The organism is Pseudomonas sp. GW821-FHT09A09, assembly GCF_059418405.1.
Window position 1 is genome coordinate 1 of the sequence record NZ_JBWKPU010000031.1, and the last position, 15,893, is coordinate 15,893.

Annotated in this window: 16 protein-coding genes; 9 read left to right on the forward strand and 7 right to left on the reverse strand. The window is 61.7% G+C overall.

Annotation, left to right across the window (positions count from 1 at the left end):
* Positions 1-336: 336 nt before the first annotated feature.
* Complete coding sequence (locus tag AC07OV_RS23060; RefSeq protein WP_176995264.1) at positions 337-1,563, reverse strand: MFS transporter; 1,227 nt, start codon at positions 1,561-1,563, stop codon at positions 337-339.
* Between the two features lie 267 nt (positions 1,564-1,830).
* Between AC07OV_RS23060 and AC07OV_RS23065 the strand changes: the two genes are divergently transcribed.
* The 5 genes from AC07OV_RS23065 to AC07OV_RS23085 all read left to right on the forward strand — a co-directional run bounded on the left by AC07OV_RS23065 (position 1,831) and on the right by AC07OV_RS23085 (position 4,694).
* On the forward strand, positions 1,831-2,079 hold the full coding sequence (locus tag AC07OV_RS23065; RefSeq protein ID WP_494998717.1) for a hypothetical protein: 249 nt from the start codon (positions 1,831-1,833) through the stop codon (positions 2,077-2,079).
* Positions 2,080-2,232: 153 nt separating this feature from the next.
* A complete protein-coding gene (locus AC07OV_RS23070) occupies positions 2,233-2,790 on the forward strand; it encodes a cytochrome b (protein WP_495093045.1) in 558 nt (185 codons plus the stop codon).
* Positions 2,791-2,833: 43 nt separating this feature from the next.
* Positions 2,834-3,373, forward strand: a complete 540-nt coding sequence (locus AC07OV_RS23075) for a tetratricopeptide repeat protein (protein ID WP_495093046.1) — start codon at positions 2,834-2,836, stop codon at positions 3,371-3,373.
* A gap of 59 nt (positions 3,374-3,432) precedes the next feature.
* Positions 3,433-3,930 carry an RNA polymerase sigma factor gene (locus AC07OV_RS23080; protein WP_494998719.1) on the forward strand — a complete coding sequence of 166 codons (498 nt, stop codon included), beginning with the start codon at positions 3,433-3,435 and terminating at the stop codon, positions 3,928-3,930.
* Positions 3,927-4,694 (forward strand): anti-sigma factor family protein, encoded by a 768-nt coding sequence (locus tag AC07OV_RS23085; protein ID WP_495093047.1) that lies wholly within the window; start codon positions 3,927-3,929, stop codon positions 4,692-4,694. The genes AC07OV_RS23080 and AC07OV_RS23085 overlap by 4 nt, the downstream gene beginning before the upstream one ends.
* Positions 4,695-4,696: 2 nt before the next feature.
* Here the strand turns inward: AC07OV_RS23085 and AC07OV_RS23090 are convergent, their stop codons facing one another.
* From AC07OV_RS23090 to AC07OV_RS23100, 3 genes are all read right to left on the reverse strand, one after another.
* Positions 4,697-5,719: an AraC family transcriptional regulator gene (locus AC07OV_RS23090; protein WP_494998713.1), complete on the reverse strand. Its 1,023-nt coding sequence runs from the start codon at positions 5,717-5,719 to the stop codon at positions 4,697-4,699.
* 24 nt (positions 5,720-5,743) lie between these two features.
* Positions 5,744-6,565: an SDR family NAD(P)-dependent oxidoreductase gene (locus AC07OV_RS23095; RefSeq protein WP_495093048.1), complete on the reverse strand. Its 822-nt coding sequence runs from the start codon at positions 6,563-6,565 to the stop codon at positions 5,744-5,746.
* Between the two features lie 128 nt (positions 6,566-6,693).
* On the reverse strand, positions 6,694-7,629 hold the full coding sequence (locus AC07OV_RS23100) for a LysR family transcriptional regulator (RefSeq protein ID WP_494998711.1): 936 nt from the start codon (positions 7,627-7,629) through the stop codon (positions 6,694-6,696).
* Positions 7,630-7,786: 157 nt separating this feature from the next.
* Here AC07OV_RS23100 and AC07OV_RS23105 point away from each other — a divergent pair, with 157 nt between their 5' ends.
* From AC07OV_RS23105 to AC07OV_RS23115, 3 genes are all read left to right on the forward strand, one after another.
* Complete coding sequence (locus AC07OV_RS23105) at positions 7,787-9,106, forward strand: MFS transporter (protein ID WP_494998710.1); 1,320 nt, start codon at positions 7,787-7,789, stop codon at positions 9,104-9,106.
* A gap of 13 nt (positions 9,107-9,119) precedes the next feature.
* A complete protein-coding gene (locus AC07OV_RS23110) occupies positions 9,120-10,349 on the forward strand; it encodes a Zn-dependent hydrolase (protein ID WP_495093049.1) in 1,230 nt (409 codons plus the stop codon).
* A 152-nt stretch (positions 10,350-10,501) separates the two neighbouring features.
* Positions 10,502-11,527, forward strand: coding sequence for a histone deacetylase family protein (locus AC07OV_RS23115; protein WP_495093050.1), 1,026 nt, complete (start codon positions 10,502-10,504; stop codon positions 11,525-11,527).
* Positions 11,528-11,815: 288 nt separating this feature from the next.
* Here AC07OV_RS23115 and AC07OV_RS23120 read toward each other — a convergent pair whose 3' ends face one another.
* Positions 11,816-12,628 carry an SMP-30/gluconolactonase/LRE family protein gene (locus AC07OV_RS23120; protein ID WP_494998707.1) on the reverse strand — a complete coding sequence of 271 codons (813 nt, stop codon included), beginning with the start codon at positions 12,626-12,628 and terminating at the stop codon, positions 11,816-11,818.
* 203 nt (positions 12,629-12,831) lie between these two features.
* Between AC07OV_RS23120 and AC07OV_RS23125 the strand changes: the two genes are divergently transcribed.
* Positions 12,832-13,734, forward strand: a complete 903-nt coding sequence (locus AC07OV_RS23125; RefSeq protein WP_176995276.1) for a LysR family transcriptional regulator — start codon at positions 12,832-12,834, stop codon at positions 13,732-13,734.
* Here the strand turns inward: AC07OV_RS23125 and AC07OV_RS23130 are convergent.
* Together AC07OV_RS23130 and AC07OV_RS23135 are read right to left on the reverse strand one after the other, a co-directional pair.
* A complete protein-coding gene (locus AC07OV_RS23130; RefSeq protein WP_495093051.1) occupies positions 13,726-14,484 on the reverse strand; it encodes a substrate-binding domain-containing protein in 759 nt (252 codons plus the stop codon). The two genes, AC07OV_RS23125 and AC07OV_RS23130, sit on opposite strands and share 9 nt — an antisense overlap.
* Complete coding sequence (locus tag AC07OV_RS23135; RefSeq protein WP_495093052.1) at positions 14,484-15,788, reverse strand: MFS transporter; 1,305 nt, start codon at positions 15,786-15,788, stop codon at positions 14,484-14,486. The genes AC07OV_RS23130 and AC07OV_RS23135 overlap by 1 nt, the downstream gene beginning before the upstream one ends.
* Between the last annotated feature and the right edge of the window lie 105 nt (positions 15,789-15,893).

Sequence of the window (15,893 nt, forward strand, 5' to 3'; positions counted from 1 at the left end):
CGGCATTCCATTCCGTCAGATAAGTCAGCCCCATTCCCGCCCTGGCGGCTTGAAGCATCAATGTGGGGTTATCAAGCATCAGTGCACCTTGTACATCCACTGCAATCGCTTCACCGTGACATGGCTGCTCGCCGCTCAATGTATTTTTCCCCTCCTGCTGACACTCCGCTTCAGAGGAGAGTTGCAGCGTGCTATCCAGTCGCTACATCGCCCACAGACAGCCTTTGGCTTCAACCCTGCGGGCCATCGCCTAAGAGTCGACTATCTCTCCCCCAGCACATAAAAAAAGCCCCGTAGCTGTACAAGCTACGGGGCTTTTTCGTTTCTGTGATGGTGTCAGGCAGGTTGTGCTGCCAAGCTATTGCTCACGTTACGCCCAAGCACCAGCACCGTGACAAACCCACAGCCCACCAGCGCCGTGGCCAAGCTCAACAGTACCGAACTGCCCATCTGGTCAACGATCCGCCCGCCGAAGAACGAGCCCAAGGCAATGATCACCTGGAACAGGGCGACAAACAGCGGCATGCCGCGTTCGACATCCTTGGGCGCCACGACAAACATCCAGATGCTGGCACAGGCCGGGAAGGCGCCGAAGGCGAAGCCCCAGAGTGCGATCAGCATCGTCGCGCCCGTCAGGCCGGTGGCGAAGTAGGGGAACAGCGCAGTGCTGGTGCCGATCATCAGCGCAACCAGCAACAAGGTGTAGCGCACGCTGCGGTTAGCCGCGAAGCCGGCGAAAACGTTACCCGCCACGCCTGCCACACCAAACATCAGCAACAGCGAACCAATGGTCGGGCCATCAAAGCCGGAGCTGTTTTTGAAGAACGGTGCCACATAGGTGTACGCAGCAAAGTGCGCCAGGCCAATCATCAACACCGCGATCAAACCCACACGAGCCCGTGGATTGATGAACAAGGCCGGCAGGTCACTCACAAGAATGGCCTTCTCCGGCTTGAGCTGGGGCAGCAGGAACACCTGCGCCAGCACCACCGGTACACCTAGCAATGCGGTGACCAGAAACGTCATGCGCCAGCCCATCAAGCCGCTGAGCCAAGTACCAACGGGCACGCCCAGAACAGTGGCGAGTGTCACGCCCATCATGATGATGGACGTGGCCTTCGCTACACCCACGCCCTTGGGAGCCAAACGGCCACTCAGCGCAATGGCGGTGGCCCAGAACCCACCGATACTGATGCCCAGCAATACGCGACCAAACAGCAACAGGCTGAAGTCGCTGGCAAAGGCCACCACGCTGTTGGCGATGATCATGATCAGCGTCAGGCTGATCAACAGGTAGCGGCGGTCCATGGCGCCAATGATGACCGACAGCAACGGCGCCGCAAGCGCGGCCATGATGCCGGGCAGGGTGACCATCAGTCCGGCGTGGCCGGCACTGATGCCCAGGTCGGCGGCAACGTCATTAAGCACGCCCACCGGGAGAAACTCGCTGGTTACCAGGGCGAAGGCACCGACGGCCACGGAGAGAATCGCCAGCCACTGCTGTTTGACGCTTTGTTGATTATGTTCGGGACGGCCGCGTGGGGCCTGTGTCGCGCTTGGCATGGTGTTGGGTTCCAAGATGAATGTCGCCTGAAGCCAGGCGGGGGAAGGGAGTCAGGGGGCGATTATATAAACCGGTCTTGATGATTGAGCAGGCGACCCGTTCGATAGTAATCATCAGTGCAATCGATAAGTCCTACACCACAGATGTCACTTTCGCGCCGTTTCAAAAACCTTGCCTACAGGGGACGCATTGCGATAACGACGGCAACTTATTACGTTGTGCTAGCGCGTCAGATCGGGCGCCTTCCATTGCAAAGGAACTGCATCATGAGCAAGAACACCAAGAAAACCTCCGACAAAATCGCGACGTTGGCTGCACAAACACTCAACAGTCCAGTCGCCTCCGCCACTGCCAAAAGCCTTGCCGCTTCAGCGCTGGCCCAGAAGAACAACGACAAGCAGACCAGTGCCGAGATGGAGGAAACAGCCGCAAAAGTGCTGGGCAGCGATCGCCATAGCGAAGACACCAAATCCCTTGCAGCGTCGGTGCTCTCCCAAGCCAATAAGGAACGCTAATAAAACGCAAAAGCCCCGTAGCTGAATAGGCTGCGGGGCTTTTGTGTTTCTGGGTGCTCGGCTCACACAGAATCAACAGCATAAAAATCTCCGTCTCACCGAATAACTTTCCTCGCTGCGGTGTTCACCCCACAGACCACCCAGGAAACGCCCATGAGCCCCCATGTCGACCGCTACGACCGCCTCACCCGCACCTTCCATTGGCTCACCGCCGCCGTGGTGATCTTCATGTTTGCCAGCGCACATATCTGGGAAAACCTGGAGAAGGGCACACCACTGCGCAAAGGCCTGCAGTCGGTGCACATCTCCCTGGGGATCGCCATGGCCGTGCTGATTGCTGCGCGGATTATCTGGCGCCTGTCCGGCGGCAATCGCCCAAAGGCCGACAGTCACCCCGCCCTTAACGTACTGGCGAAAATGGCGCATGGTTGCCTCTATCTGTTGCTGTTGGCACAGATCGTATTGGGCTTTCTGTTTCGCTGGGCGCAAGGCGAGCCTTTCAGCTTTTTCGGGCTGTTTTCCATCCCCGCGCCGGTAGTGATCGACCACGCCTGGCGCGGGACGCTGGGCGGCCTGCACGACACGGTTGCCTGGGCGATCATCCTGCTCGCGGGCCTGCATGCGGCGGCTGCGCTCTGGCACCACTATGTGATGGGCGACAGCACGCTACGCCGCATGTTGCCCGGCTCACGTACTGCCTTTCAAAAGTGATGTTGGCTGCTGTACCTAACCCCCGTTACGGAGCATGAAAACCATGAAGAACCGCCACGAATACCGTACCTCGCTCCTCTTCGGTGCGTGCTTGGCTGCCGCATTACTGGCCGGCCAGGCCCACGCATCGGGCGATGAATCCGCGCCGCCCAAGCCCAATTGCCCCAAAGGCCAGGTCTGGGACACCAAGACCGGCAAGTGCGTGCTGCAAACCAGCAAAGCCACGTCAGACGCCGACCGTACCGATTACGCCTACCGCCTGGCCAAGGATGGGCGTTACGACGAAGCCCTGGCACTGCTCGATACCCTGCAAGACCCGAACACCGCCAAGGCCCTCAACTATCGTGGCTACGCCACCCGCAAGCTGGGGCGCACCGACGAAGGCATCGGCTATTACCTGAAGTCCGTGGCGCTCGACCCCAACTACGCCCAAGTCCGCGAGTATCTGGGCGAGGCCTACGTGATCAAGGGCCGCATCGACCTGGCGCAGGAGCAACTGGTGAAGATCAAAGCCTTGTGCAGCACCACCTGCGAAGAATATGAAGACCTGGCTGACGCGATCGCCCATGCGCCCGAGGCATAAAACTGTGAGTGAACACACAGGAGGCCGCCATCACCGCAGAGGCTGAGTTTCGTCGCGAGTTGGGCCTGCTGTTGCCGCGTTTATGGCGATACGGGTGGGTGTTGTCACGACAAAAGCACCTGGCTGAAGACCTGGTGCAGGCCACCTGTGTGCGAGCCTTGGAACGTGCTGGGCAGTTTGCCGCCGGCACGCGGCTGGATCGCTGGTTGCTGGCAATCATGCATTCGATCTGGCTCAACGAACTGCGCTCGCAACGGGTGAGACAAGGGCAGGGGTTCGTCGACGCGGAGCAGGAGTTGTCCTTTGATGGCGAGAGCCTGGCCCAGGAACAGGTGTTGGCCGCACAAGTCATCAAACGTGTGAACGGGCTGCCCGAAGCACAACGGGAGACGGTTTTTCTGGCGTATGTGGAAGGGCTTTCATACAAGGAAATTGCCGAGGTGCTGCATATCCCGGTGGGAACCGTCATGAGCCGATTGGCGGCCGCACGGGCGAAACTGGCTGAAACCGCGTCCTCCCAAGCCCAGCCGGACAAAACTCACGGAGAACGGCGATGACCCTCACTGACGCACCCTCCGACGAACTGTTGGTGGCTTACCTGGACGGCGAACTGGATGCCCGGCAGCACCAGCTCATCACCGATCGGCTCAGCGTTGATCCTGTCCTGGCTGCGCGCGTGGAAGCGTTGCAGGGGGCTGACCTGCCTTTCAAGGCCGCCTTCGATTCACTGCTCGACCAGGCCCCCACAGAACGTATGCAGGCGATGCTCAAATCGCTGCCCTCAGCGCATGCCCCAGCCTTGAGCCGGCGCCGCTTCCTGGCCATGGCCGCCGGTTTTGCCGTGGCCGGGGTGCTTGCCGACCGCCTGTTCATGAGTTGGCCCCGCCCGGAACCCGGCCAAGGCTGGCGTGCGTCGGTCGCCGAATATATGGCTTTGTACACGCCCCAGACCCTGGAGAACCTCAGTACCGACTCCGCTTCCCACGTGGCCCAACTGAGTTCGGTCGGCGCTCAATTGGGCCTGCCGTTGTCCCCCACGGCGGTAAACCTCCCCGGCGCCGAATTCCGGCGTGCGCAAATCCTCGACTACGACGGTGTATTGATCGGCCAACTGACCTACCTGGACCCACTTCACGGCCCACTAGCGCTGTGCATCACCGCCAGCAGCAAGGGTGCGCAACCTGCCGCCACCGAGCAGCGGCGAGGGATGAATGTGGTGTATTGGGCCAGTGCTACCCACGGCTTCATGCTGATCGGGCGCAACCCGTTCGAAGCGCTGCAGCGCATGGCTCGTAGTGTCGAGAATACATTGCCCACGTGAACTCAGTGAGTCGTGCCCTGTGAGGCGCGCCAGCGCCCGGGTGTCGTGCCTTCCCAGGTGCGAAAAGCCCGATAAAACGAATTGGTGTCTTCGTAACCGAGCAAGCCGGCGATCTCCTCTATCTCGATCGTCGGTTCTGCCAACAGATGGCGCACTATCTCCTGGCGGGTTTCCAGCATCAATTGGCGAAAGCTGGTGCCTTCCTCGGTGATGCGCCGCTGCAACGTGCGCTCGCTCATGCCCATGTCCCGCGCCACCTCGACCATCTCCGGGCGACCGCTGGCGAGGATGCGCTTGAGCGCGCCCTTGACCTGATGGCTGATCGTGGGCAGTGCCGTCGCTTCGGCCAAGGCGGCGGTCAGGACCGGGTTGAGTATGTCGAGCAGTTCCGGGTTGTGCCCGGGGAAGGGCCGGTTCAAGTCAGCAGCGTCAAACACCAGGGCATTACGCTCGGCGCCGAAATGCACCGGGCAGCCAAAAAAATCGGCCAGAACGTTGCTGCCACATTCCGGTCGGGCCAATTCAACATGATGGGGGATGACGTGCACCCTGGAACCGCGCCGACCCAGTTCGACGAACGTGGCAAAAGCGGCGTCGATAAATAACGTCGGCGGATGCGCCTGAGTGCGCAACCAGTCGAGGGTGACGGTGCAGGTGCTGCCTTCTTCGGTCACGTGCACCCGTTCGGGGGTGCACAGTTGCTTGAAGCGGGCGAGGCGGTGCAGGCCATCCCGAAAGTCGCGGGCAATGAAGGCGGCAAAACTCGCAGGAGGCAATGTTGCACTGTCCAGCTGGGTGACCAGCAAGATGCCGGCCGCCGGGTCTGGATTGAGTGTACCGACGGCCTCCCACAAGCGGAAAAACTCGGGTGTTGTCACCTGACGACGGTCGCGCCGCTCGTGAAGGTTGAGCGTCACCGGCAGCCGTGCCTGACGCAACACCGCCGACGGCTCCAGCCCGATGGTTTTCAGGGCTTGCCAGAAAACATCCGGGATGTTGAAACGGGATTGGCGTGCATCAGGCATGGGTCACCTTTTCAGTCGAGCAAATCAATCAGAGGCCGACACACTGAGGTCGTGCCATTTCTTGTCCGAGGCCGCCAGGTCTTCCGCCGCCCGCGCTGCGTATTGCACCGCATCACTGCCGATCAACAGGCGCAGCGGCGCTTCTTTGTTCAGGGCCAACTCCAGGACGATCTCAGCCACCCGGGCCGGGCCGGTCGGCAAGATACCAGGGGAATTCAGCAACTCGACCAGCACGCCGACGCTTTGCTGATAGGGCTCGCTGATCGGCGGGATCGTCATGGACGAGCCCGACCAGTCGGTGCGCATGCCGCCCGGCTCCAGTACCGTCACTTGCACCCCGAGCGGGGTCACCTCTTGCGCCAACACCGTTGAAAACCCACCCACCGCCCATTTTGCACTCTGGTAAGCCGCCAGGCCCGCCATGCCGATACGCCCGCCGAGGGACGATACCTGAAAGATATGCCCGCTGCCCTGGGCGCGCAGCACCGGCACCACGGCCTTGCTCACGTGCACCACGCCGTAGAAATTGGTGTCGATCTGCGCCGTGAAGTCTTCCAGCGTCACATCCTCAACCGACGCCAAGTCCCCATAACCCGCGTTGTTGACCACCACATCCAGCCGGCCAAAATGCGCCACCGCAGCCGCCACGACTTGCACGACCTGCGTGTTGTCCGTCACATCCAGCTGCAGGGGCAAAACTGCGTCGCCGTATTCAGCGACCAGGTCATCCAATTGACGGGGATTGCGCGCCGTCGCCACCACACGGTCGCCGGCACGCAGGGCCGCTTCGGTAATAGCGCGGCCAAGGCCACGGGAACTGCCAGTGATAAACCAGATCTTGGACATGGAACACCTCTTCGTAGGAAACAACCGTGAGCGAAGGATGTTCGATAGACACGCTTTCCACACTAGCAGCAAGCCGCCACCCGACTTGCAAACCCCGCCAATTGTCGTGAGCGGGCTCGCGCTGCTCCCTACGCCAATCGAGCCGTGAGGCTTTCGATAAATACCCGCTCCGCCCGACTCATCTTCTGCTCCCGGTTCCACAGCAGATGAATATCCACGTCCGCGATCCCCTCATCCGGCGGTAGCCGCCACAGCAACCCATTCTTCTCATCCTCGGCCACCACATGGATCGGCAGGCAACCCAGGCCGAATCCGGCGATCACCAACCGACGTACCTCTTCAAGGCTGGACGACGACGCCACGATCCGCCCGCTGAAGCCCTGCTGGTCGCGGAAGATCGTCAAGGGCGACAACATCCCGCCAATTTGGTCGCTGGTAAAACTCACGAAGTTCTCCGACTGCAAATCCCCCTCCGCCAGGCCGCTGCGCCCAAACAACGGATGGTGTCGTCCGCAGAAAAACGCATAGCGCTGACGCAAGAACAGGTGCTGTTCCAGACGCGGCTGCGGTCGGCGATTGAGGCTCAGGCCCAGGGTCGCGGTTTTTTCGAGGAGGGCGGCGACGATGTCCGAGCTGCGCATCACCTCCACTTCCAGGTCGACCCGGGGATGCTCGCGGTGGAAGTCAGCGAGGAAGTCATCAAAGGTGTCTGACTCGATGCGGCTGATCATCAGCAAGCGCACTTTGCCGAGCACCTCGTCACCAGGTTTTTGCAGGGCGTTGCTCATCTGCGACACCTGGCCGTACATCTCGCCGGCGATGGCAAAGATCTGTTCACCGGCGTCGGTCAGCACAAAACGCGGGCCACGGCGGGCGATCAGTTCGCAGTCGAGCTGTTCTTCCAGGCGCTTGAGGGCCTGGCTGATGGCCGGTTGCGTCAGGTGCAGGCGGGCGGCGGCACGGCTGATGCTCAGTTCCTGGCCGATCACGCGGAAGGTGCGCAGCAGGTTCCAGTCCAGGCGGTCGTTGAGCAGCGGGTGAATATCGCGGCGAGGTTCGGGCATGACGCGGCTCGATAATAAGCAGGATTTATAATTTGAATAATAAATAGAAAATTGACTAATCATAGCCCGGCGACGATAAATCACCCTCAACAAGCGCCATCAGAGCGCGCCCGTTTGACTTTCTCCTGCCAAAAAAATAACCAAAGGAGCCCGCCCCATGAAGCCTTCCGCTTCGCCACAGCCCCGCCGTGCTGCGGCCGCCGCTTTTATCGGCACCATGATCGAGTGGTACGACTTTTATATCTACGCCACCGCCGCCGCGCTGGTGTTCGGCCAACTGTTTTTCCCCTCCGACGACAAGCTGTTCAGCACCATGGCCGCCTTCGGCACCTTCGCCGTGGGCTTTTTTGCACGGCCCCTGGGCGGTATTGTGTTCGGCCACATCGGCGACCGTATCGGGCGCAAGAAATCCCTGGTGATCACCCTGGTGATGATGGGCGTGGTCACGGTGTGTATCGGCCTGCTGCCGACCTACGCGCAAATCGGCGTTGCAGCGCCGGTGCTGTTGATCCTGCTGCGCGTGGTACAGGGCATTGCCGTGGGCGGTGAGTGGGGCGGTGCAGTGCTGATGGCCGGTGAACACGCGCCGAAAGGCCGTCGAAACTTCTTTGCCTCCTTCGCCCAGTTGGGCAGCCCGGCCGGTTTGATCCTGTCGTTGCTGGCGTTCAGTGCGGTCACCCGTTTGCCGGAAGAAGACCTGCTGAGTTGGGGCTGGCGTGTGCCGTTCCTCGCCAGCGCCCTGTTGCTGATCGTAGGCCTGGCGATTCGCCTGGGGGTGAACGAATCCCCCGAGTTTCTCGAAGACAAAGCCCAGGCTGAAAAAGCGCGGGCGATCAAGAAAGACCAGGCCCCCGTCATTGAAGTGCTGCGCACCGCTTGGCGCCCGCTGTTGCTGTGCATTGGCGCCAACACCCTGGGCATCGCCGGCGTGTATTTCACCAACACCTTCATGATTGCCTACAGCACTCAGCAACTGGGCCTACCGCGCTCGCTGATTCTGGAGTGTTTGTTCTTCGTCGCGATCATCCAGTTCTGCATCCAGCCACTGGCCGCCTGGGTGGCCGAAAAGGTCGGCGCCACGCGCTTCCTCTGCGCGATGACCGTGTTGGCAATGGCTTCGCCTTATCCGATGTTTGTGCTGGTCAGCAGCGGGCAGGCCCCGTTGATCATCCTTGGCATCGCCCTGGCGGTGGTGTGCATGGCCTCGTTTTATGCCGTGATTGCCGGCTTTGTCAGCGGCTTGTTCGAAACCCGCGTGCGCTACACCGCGATCTCCCTGGCCTACCAGGTGTGCGGTGCGCTGGCGGGTGGCTTGACGCCATTGATCGGCACCTGGCTGGCCCACGAATACCAGGGCCAATGGTGGCCGATGGCAGTGTTCTACAGCCTGATCGCGGCGGTTTCGCTGGTGTGCGTACTGGCGTTGTCGCGCCGTCACGCCACCGCGCACCGTCATGAAATGGCACACAGTGTTTGAGGGAGAGTTGCGAATGTTGAAGATTAATGGCGAGCGCCTGTGGGCCAGCCTGATGGCCATGGCCGAGATCGGCGCCACCGCCCGTGGCGGCAGTTGCCGCCTGGCCCTGAGTGCCGAAGACCAGGCCGGCCGTGAACTGTTCAGCCACTGGTGTAAAGCTGCAGGGTTGACGCTGAGCGTGGATGCCATCGGCAACCTGTTCGCCCGGCGTGCCGGTACCGACAAGGACGCCGCGCCGGTCATGATGGGCAGCCACCTCGACACGCAACCGGAAGGCGGGCGCTTCGATGGCGTCTACGGTGTGCTGGCCGGCCTGGAAGTGATCCGCAGCCTCGACGACCACGGCATCCAGACCCGCAAACCCCTGGAAATCGCCGTGTGGACCAACGAAGAGGGCGCGCGCTTTACCCCGGCCATGCTCGGCTCGGCGGTGTTCACCGGCACCTTGGCGCTGGACAAGGCCCTGGCCACGGCGGATGTCGACGGCATCAGCGTGGCAGAGGCATTGCGCAGCACCGGCTACAACGGTGAGCGCCCGTTGGGTGGCGCGGTGGATGCGTATTTCGAGGCCCATATCGAACAAGGCCCGATCCTGGAAGACAACGCCAAGAGCATCGGCGTGGTCACCGGCGGCCAGGCGATTCGCTGGCTCGACGTGCGGGTCGAAGGCATGGCGGCCCATGCCGGTACCACGCCGATGCCACTGCGCAAGGACGCGCTGTACGGCGCCGCGAAAATGATTCAGGCCCTGGAAAACCTGGCGGCGGATTTTGCCCCCGAAGGCCTGACCACGGTGGGCGAGTTGAGCATTGCCAAGTCATCGCGCAACACGATTCCCGGGCTGTTGAATTTCACCGTCGACCTGCGTCATCACCGTGACGCCGACATCGACGCCATGGAACAGCAAGTGCGTGCGCGTCTGCAGGCCATCGCTGAAAAACGTGGCCTGAGCGTCACCATCAGCCCTCACTGGATCAGCCCGGCCACGCCGTTCGACGCAGACTGCGTTGCCTGTGTGCAGTCCTCGGTAGACGCCTTGGGCTACAGCCAGCAGCGCATTGTCAGCGGTGCCGGCCACGATGCCATTCACCTGGCCCGTTACTGCCCGACCGCGATGGTCTTTATCCCGTGTGTCGGCGGCCTGAGCCATAACGAAGCCGAAGACGTACTGCCCGAGGACGTGCGCCAGGGCACCGACGTGTTGCTCAACGCCGTGCTCAAACGCGCGGTCCGAGCTGACTAAGACTGAAACACATCACCTGTAGGAGCCGGTTTGCCGGCGATGACGATCTTTCAGATATGGAGAGGTTGTCTGGCCTACCGCTATCGCCGGCAAGCCGGCTCCTACAGGAGCTGTGTGACTGCCGGTGATTTGAGTTTATCGAGGAAGATTCCATGCGTACCTTTTTCCACCCCGAACAACTCCTGCACCACCCGCGCAGCTACTACTCCCGTGGCCAGATGCGCACGCCCCAGGAAGTCCCCGAGCGCGCGCGCAACCTGCTGCTGGCCGCGCAGAGCCTGGGGTTCGACATCCAGCAACCCCAGGATCATGGCCTGGATCCACTGCTCGCCGTGCACGGCGCGCCGTACCTGGCCTTCCTGCAAGAAGCCCATCAACGCTGGAAGGAAATCCCCGAAGACTGGGGTGATGAAGTCATGTCCAACATCTTCGTGCGCGAGCCCAACGCCCTGCGTGGCATCCTCGCCCAGGCTGCGCGTTACCTGGCGGACGGCAGTTGCCCAATCGGCGAGCTCACCTGGCGCTCGGCCTATTGGTCGGCCCAGAGCGCCGTCGCAGCAGCCAAGGCCATCCTCGATGGCGCGCCAGCCGCCTACGCCCTGTGCCGACCTCCGGGCCACCACGCGCGGTTCGATGCGGCGGGTGGTTTCTGCTACCTCAACAACGCAGCCGTCGCCGCCCAGGTCTTGCGTGAAGGGTTCCAGCGCGTCGCCGTGCTCGACACCGACATGCACCACGGCCAAGGCATCCAGGAAATCTTCTACGACCGCGACGACGTGCTGTACGTCTCGATCCACGGTGACCCCACCAACTTCTACCCTGGTGTCGCCGGCTTCGCCGATGAGCGTGGAAGCGCAGCGGGCGAGGGCTTCAACCTCAACCTGCCGATGCCTCATGGCGCCAGTGAGGCGCTGTTCTTCGAAAAACTCGAACAGGCCCTGGCGGCGATCAAAGACTTTTCGGCGGACGTGCTGGTGTTGTCCCTGGGCTTCGACATCTACGAGCTGGACCCGCAAAGCAAAGTCGCGGTCACGCGCGAAGGGTTTGCGCGGTTGGGGGAATGCATCCGTGGCCTGGGATTGCCCTGTGTGATCGTGCAGGAGGGCGGGTATCACCTGGAGACGCTCGACAGTAACGCCCAGGCGTTTTTCAGCGGCCCACAGGCCTGGGCAAAATAACGTCGCTATAAAGACCGTAAATGCATGATATCTTTGTGCCATTACGTATCGTAATGGTCACGGAGGATGTCATGAAAAAGCTGTCTTTGCTGGGTTTGCTGGTGGTAATGGCTGTGAGCCCGATGCTCGCCATGGGGTGTCCGAAAGGCACGCATCCGGTCGGCGGCACGGGGTCGCATCATAAAGGTGGGACTTGCCAGTAGCAGGCACAGTCGCAGTGCCCGCGTCAGTAAGGTGACCACGGGCACTGTCACTCGACATGCTCGTGGCCTTACCCGCATTCGCTGTCTAGGGTGAAACAGTCCGCCCCTGCGGCACCAACTCCAGCACCCGATTCCTGCCGCCTTCGGCCAGCAGGTAGGTGCCACGCCCCGTCGGCACAATCGATTGCGGCGCCTTCAAAAACGACAGAATGGTCTGCTGTTTACCCTGTGGGTCTACCAACAATAACCGTGCCCGGTGCGTCGAGTCTTCGTTGACCCACAGCCCCCGCTCATCGCACATCAAGAATGTTGGTTTGTTCAGGCCTGCCAGCACCACCGGGTCGCTGCCATCGGCACTCAACTCGCGTACCACGCCTTTTTTCTTTTCGGTGTAGAGCATGCGCCCGTCGGTGCAGCGCACGATGGACTCGCCTTCCTGCACCTGGTCGCGCAGCACGCTCAACGACTGATCGCTCCAGCGATAGCGCAGCAGGCGGCCGGTGGGCTTGCGGTCTTCGATGGCGTACAGGTCGTCGCCTTCATCCCACAGCCCTTGCACGTTTTCGCCTTTGAAGAGCTCGGTGACCACACCGTCCTTGAAAAAACTGACGGGCAAACCGCCGGATTCCTGGCTGAACACCCAGCCGCCACGGGTCGCGAACATGCCATCGGGTTTGGAAAGGTTGGCCACCACCACTTCCCGTGCGCCGTCCGGGTGGATGCGCACTATGCTGCCCTGGCCCTTGGCGAGTTCCTGGCTGACCATCAGCGAGCCGTCCGGCAACGGCATCAGCGAGGCCGCTTTCTCCACGTCGCGGTAGACCACCTGGACACTCCAGCCCGCCGCCGCGCTCACGGGGTAGAAGCTTTGCCAGGCGAAAAAACCGAGGGCTGCCATACAAGGGATGCCCACGAGGGCGGCACCGAGTCGCCACAGACGCGCGTTTTTTTTGTTATGGGAGGCGCTGGTCATTGATCACTCTGTCGAAAGGATTCGGCACGAGACTACGCAGGTGACCCGATTTTTTAAATGCGCGTGGGCCTGACGCTGACGCATTCATACGATAATGTCCCCCAAATCGACCTCACTGGCCCTTCCTCGTGATCATCAACTTCGACCTCAACGACCTCCAAGCCTTCCGCGCCGTGGTAGACAAGGGCAGTTTCCGTGGCGCCGCCGAGGCCATCCGCATCTCGCAGCCGGCGCTGAGCCGGCGTATCGAGAAGCTGGAGTCGGCCCTCGACGTGAAGTTGTTCGAGCGCACCACACGCCGGGTCAGCCTGACCATGGTCGGCCGTGCCTTCCTGCCCCAGGTGGAACGCATGCTCGATGACCTCGACGTGGCCTTGATGGGCATCAGCAACGTCGCCTCCACGCGGATGGGTAACGTCACCATCGCGTGTGTACCGTCGACCGCCTACTACTTCATGCCTCACGTGATCTCCGAATTCCACAAGCTCTATCCGAAGATTCGCCTGCGGGTGCTGGATGCCAGTGCTGGCGAAGTGTGCAATGCGGTAGAGAGCGGCGAGGCGGATTTCGGCGTGAGTTTCAGCGGCAGCCTAGCCGATGAAGTGGAGTTCGAATTGCTGCTGCAGGAACGCTACGTGCTGGCCTGTCGCCGCGATCACCCGCTGGCCGAACGCGACAGCGTGACCTGGGCCGAAGCCTATGAGCACGATTACATCACCGTCGACAAAACCTCCGGCAACCGTTTCCTGCTGGATCAGGCCTTGCGCGGCGTGCGGGTGAAAAAACCGAGTATCTGCGAGACGCACCACGTGACCACGATGATCGGGCTGGTGGAGGCGGGGTTGGGTGTGGCGATGGTGCCGTCGATTGCGATGCCGGCCGGCACCCACCCGATTCTGGTCAGCGTGCCGCTGGTAGAACCCCAGGTGATGCGCAATGTGGGCTTGATAAAACGCCGCGGGCGGACATTGCCGCCAGCGGCGCTGGAGTTGGAGCGGTTGGTGCGCGAGATGCCGTTTCGGTCAGTGTGACACCGAGTCCAGGCCGGTGGATTGCACCACCGGTTGCGCCTGGGGCGACGCCAGGAACTGCAGCAGCGCCTTGGCCTGGGTCGGGTGTTCAGCGTTGACCGGAATACCCGCCGCAAAGCGCGTCACCGATTGCACGTCTTCCGGGATCTTGCCGACGTAGGTCACGCCCGGCACCGGCAACAATTCCGCCACCTGCTGCAAGCCCACCTCGTAGTCACCCTTGGCAACCTGTTCGGCCACCGGGAGGCGTTCGATCATGGTGCCCTTGGCCGGCATGCCGAGCTTCTTGAACAGCTCCTTTTCCACATACACACCGCTGGCGCTGTCCGAATACGCCACGGACTTGGCCTGGCTCAGCACGGCCTTGAGCTCGGCGTCGGTGCCGATCGCCGGCTTGGCCGCGCCGGCCTTCACCACCACACCGATGCGCGAGTCTGCCAGTTCAACGCGGGAGGCCTTGTCGACCTTGCCTTGTTTGATCAACTCATCCAGGGCGTAGCCGACCATGATCACCACGTCGGCGTGTTCGCCACGGGCCAGGCGGTTGGGAATCGCTTCCGGCGCCTTGCCCATCGATGGGCCGAGAATGGTGTCCAGGGTGTCGCCGCTTTGCTGGGCATACTGCGGGCCGAGCAATTTGTAGGCGGCGGTGAAGCCACCCGAGGTCATCACCTTAAGCTGTTCGGCCTGGGCCGTCAGCGCGAAGGCGCCGAGGGCCAGGGCTGTCAGGGTCTTGAGCAGCGGGCGCATTACACCGCCTCCTGCATCACCTGGCCACGGCTGTTGGCGCGGCGGTACAGCGCGAGGGTCGAGCACAGCGCGCATGCTGCGGCGAACATCATCCAGTAAGCCGGCGAGGCTTTGTCTTCGGTGATGTGGATGAACCAGGTGGAGATCGCCGGGGTGAAGCCGCCGAAGATTGCGGTCGCCAGGCTGTAGGCCAGGGAGAAGCCGGCTACGCGCACTTCAACCGGCATGATTTCGGTCAGGGCCGGGATCATGGCGCCGTTGTACATGCCGTACAGGAAGGAGAACCACAGCAGGGTTTCCAGCATGTGGGCGAAGCTCGGCGCGTTGACCACGAACGACAGCGCCGGGTAGGCGGTGATCACGGTCAGGGCGGTCATGGCGAGCAGCACCGGCTTGCGGCCAAAACGGTCGCTCAGGGTGCCGCCGATAGGCAGCCAGACAAAGTTCGACACGGCCACCAGCAAGGTCACCAGCAGCGCATCGGAGGTGCTCAGTTGCAGCACGGTCTTGCCGAAGGTCGGTGCGTACACGGTGATCAGGTAGAACGCGGTGGTGGTCATGGCCACCATCAGCATGCCGCCGATGACCACGGTCCAGTTCTTCGCCAGGGTGGCCAACACTTCGCGCATGGTCGGGCGGTGCTTGCGGTTGGCGAACTCTTCAGTCTCTTGCAGGTTGCGACGCAGGATGAAGATGAACGGAATGATCACGCAGCCGATGGCGAACGGAATGCGCCAGCCCCAATCGGCAACGACGGCTGGTTCCATCCACACGTTCAGGCCATAGCCCAGTGCGGCGGCGACCACGATAGAGATCTGTTGGCTGCCCGATTGCCAGCTGGTGTAGAAACCCTTGCGGCCCGGGGTGGCCATTTCCGCCAGGTACACCGACACGCCGCCCAGCTCCGCGCCGGCCGAGAAGCCTTGCAACAGACGGCCGAGCAATACCAGCGCCGGGGCCCACAAGCCAATGCTGTGATAGCCAGGAACCAGGACGATCAGCAAGGTGCCGCTGGCCATGATGGACAGGGTGACGATCAGGCCTTTGCGGCGCCCCACGTCATCGATATAGGCACCCAGGACAATCGCGCCCAGGGGTCGCATCAGGAAGCCTGCACCGAACACGGCGAAGGTCATCATTAATGACGCAAACTCATTGGCAGCGGGGAAGAACGCAGCGGCGATGTAGGTGGCGTAGAAACCGAACAGAAAGAAGTCGAACTGTTCGAGGAAGTTGCCGGAAGTAACGCGGAAAACCGCACCAACTTTCGAGCGGGCAGAGTCGGGCCGGGAAGGGCTAGTCATGGTTTTGTGTCTCCAGCGTTCTTTTTAAAGTGCTTGTTTCGCTTAAGACCGCGGATAGTGGCTGACACATTTAGAAATGATAAGTGAGTTATTTGGATGTATTGA

Excerpts from the sequence above, each read along its gene's own strand:
- AC07OV_RS23110 (WP_495093049.1), top strand. The coding sequence starts at position 9,120 with ATGTTGAAGATTAATGGCGAGCGCCTGTGGGCCAGCCTGATGGCCATG.
- AC07OV_RS23075 (WP_495093046.1), top strand. The coding sequence starts at position 2,834 with ATGAAGAACCGCCACGAATACCGTACCTCGCTCCTCTTCGGTGCGTGC.
- AC07OV_RS23070 (WP_495093045.1), top strand. The coding sequence starts at position 2,233 with ATGAGCCCCCATGTCGACCGCTACGACCGCCTCACCCGCACCTTCCAT.
- AC07OV_RS23065 (WP_494998717.1), top strand. The coding sequence starts at position 1,831 with ATGAGCAAGAACACCAAGAAAACCTCCGACAAAATCGCGACGTTGGCT.
- AC07OV_RS23105 (WP_494998710.1), top strand. The coding sequence starts at position 7,787 with ATGAAGCCTTCCGCTTCGCCACAGCCCCGCCGTGCTGCGGCCGCCGCT.
- AC07OV_RS23085 (WP_495093047.1), top strand. The coding sequence starts at position 3,927 with ATGACCCTCACTGACGCACCCTCCGACGAACTGTTGGTGGCTTACCTG.
- AC07OV_RS23115 (WP_495093050.1), top strand. The coding sequence starts at position 10,502 with ATGCGTACCTTTTTCCACCCCGAACAACTCCTGCACCACCCGCGCAGC.
- AC07OV_RS23090 (WP_494998713.1), bottom strand. The coding sequence starts at position 5,719 with ATGCCTGATGCACGCCAATCCCGTTTCAACATCCCGGATGTTTTCTGG.
- AC07OV_RS23120 (WP_494998707.1), bottom strand. The coding sequence starts at position 12,628 with ATGGCAGCCCTCGGTTTTTTCGCCTGGCAAAGCTTCTACCCCGTGAGC.
- AC07OV_RS23100 (WP_494998711.1), bottom strand. The coding sequence starts at position 7,629 with ATGCCCGAACCTCGCCGCGATATTCACCCGCTGCTCAACGACCGCCTG.
- AC07OV_RS23095 (WP_495093048.1), bottom strand. The coding sequence starts at position 6,565 with ATGTCCAAGATCTGGTTTATCACTGGCAGTTCCCGTGGCCTTGGCCGC.
- AC07OV_RS23060 (WP_176995264.1), bottom strand. The coding sequence starts at position 1,563 with ATGCCAAGCGCGACACAGGCCCCACGCGGCCGTCCCGAACATAATCAA.
- AC07OV_RS23135 (WP_495093052.1), bottom strand. The coding sequence starts at position 15,788 with ATGACTAGCCCTTCCCGGCCCGACTCTGCCCGCTCGAAAGTTGGTGCG.
- AC07OV_RS23130 (WP_495093051.1), bottom strand. The coding sequence starts at position 14,484 with ATGCGCCCGCTGCTCAAGACCCTGACAGCCCTGGCCCTCGGCGCCTTC.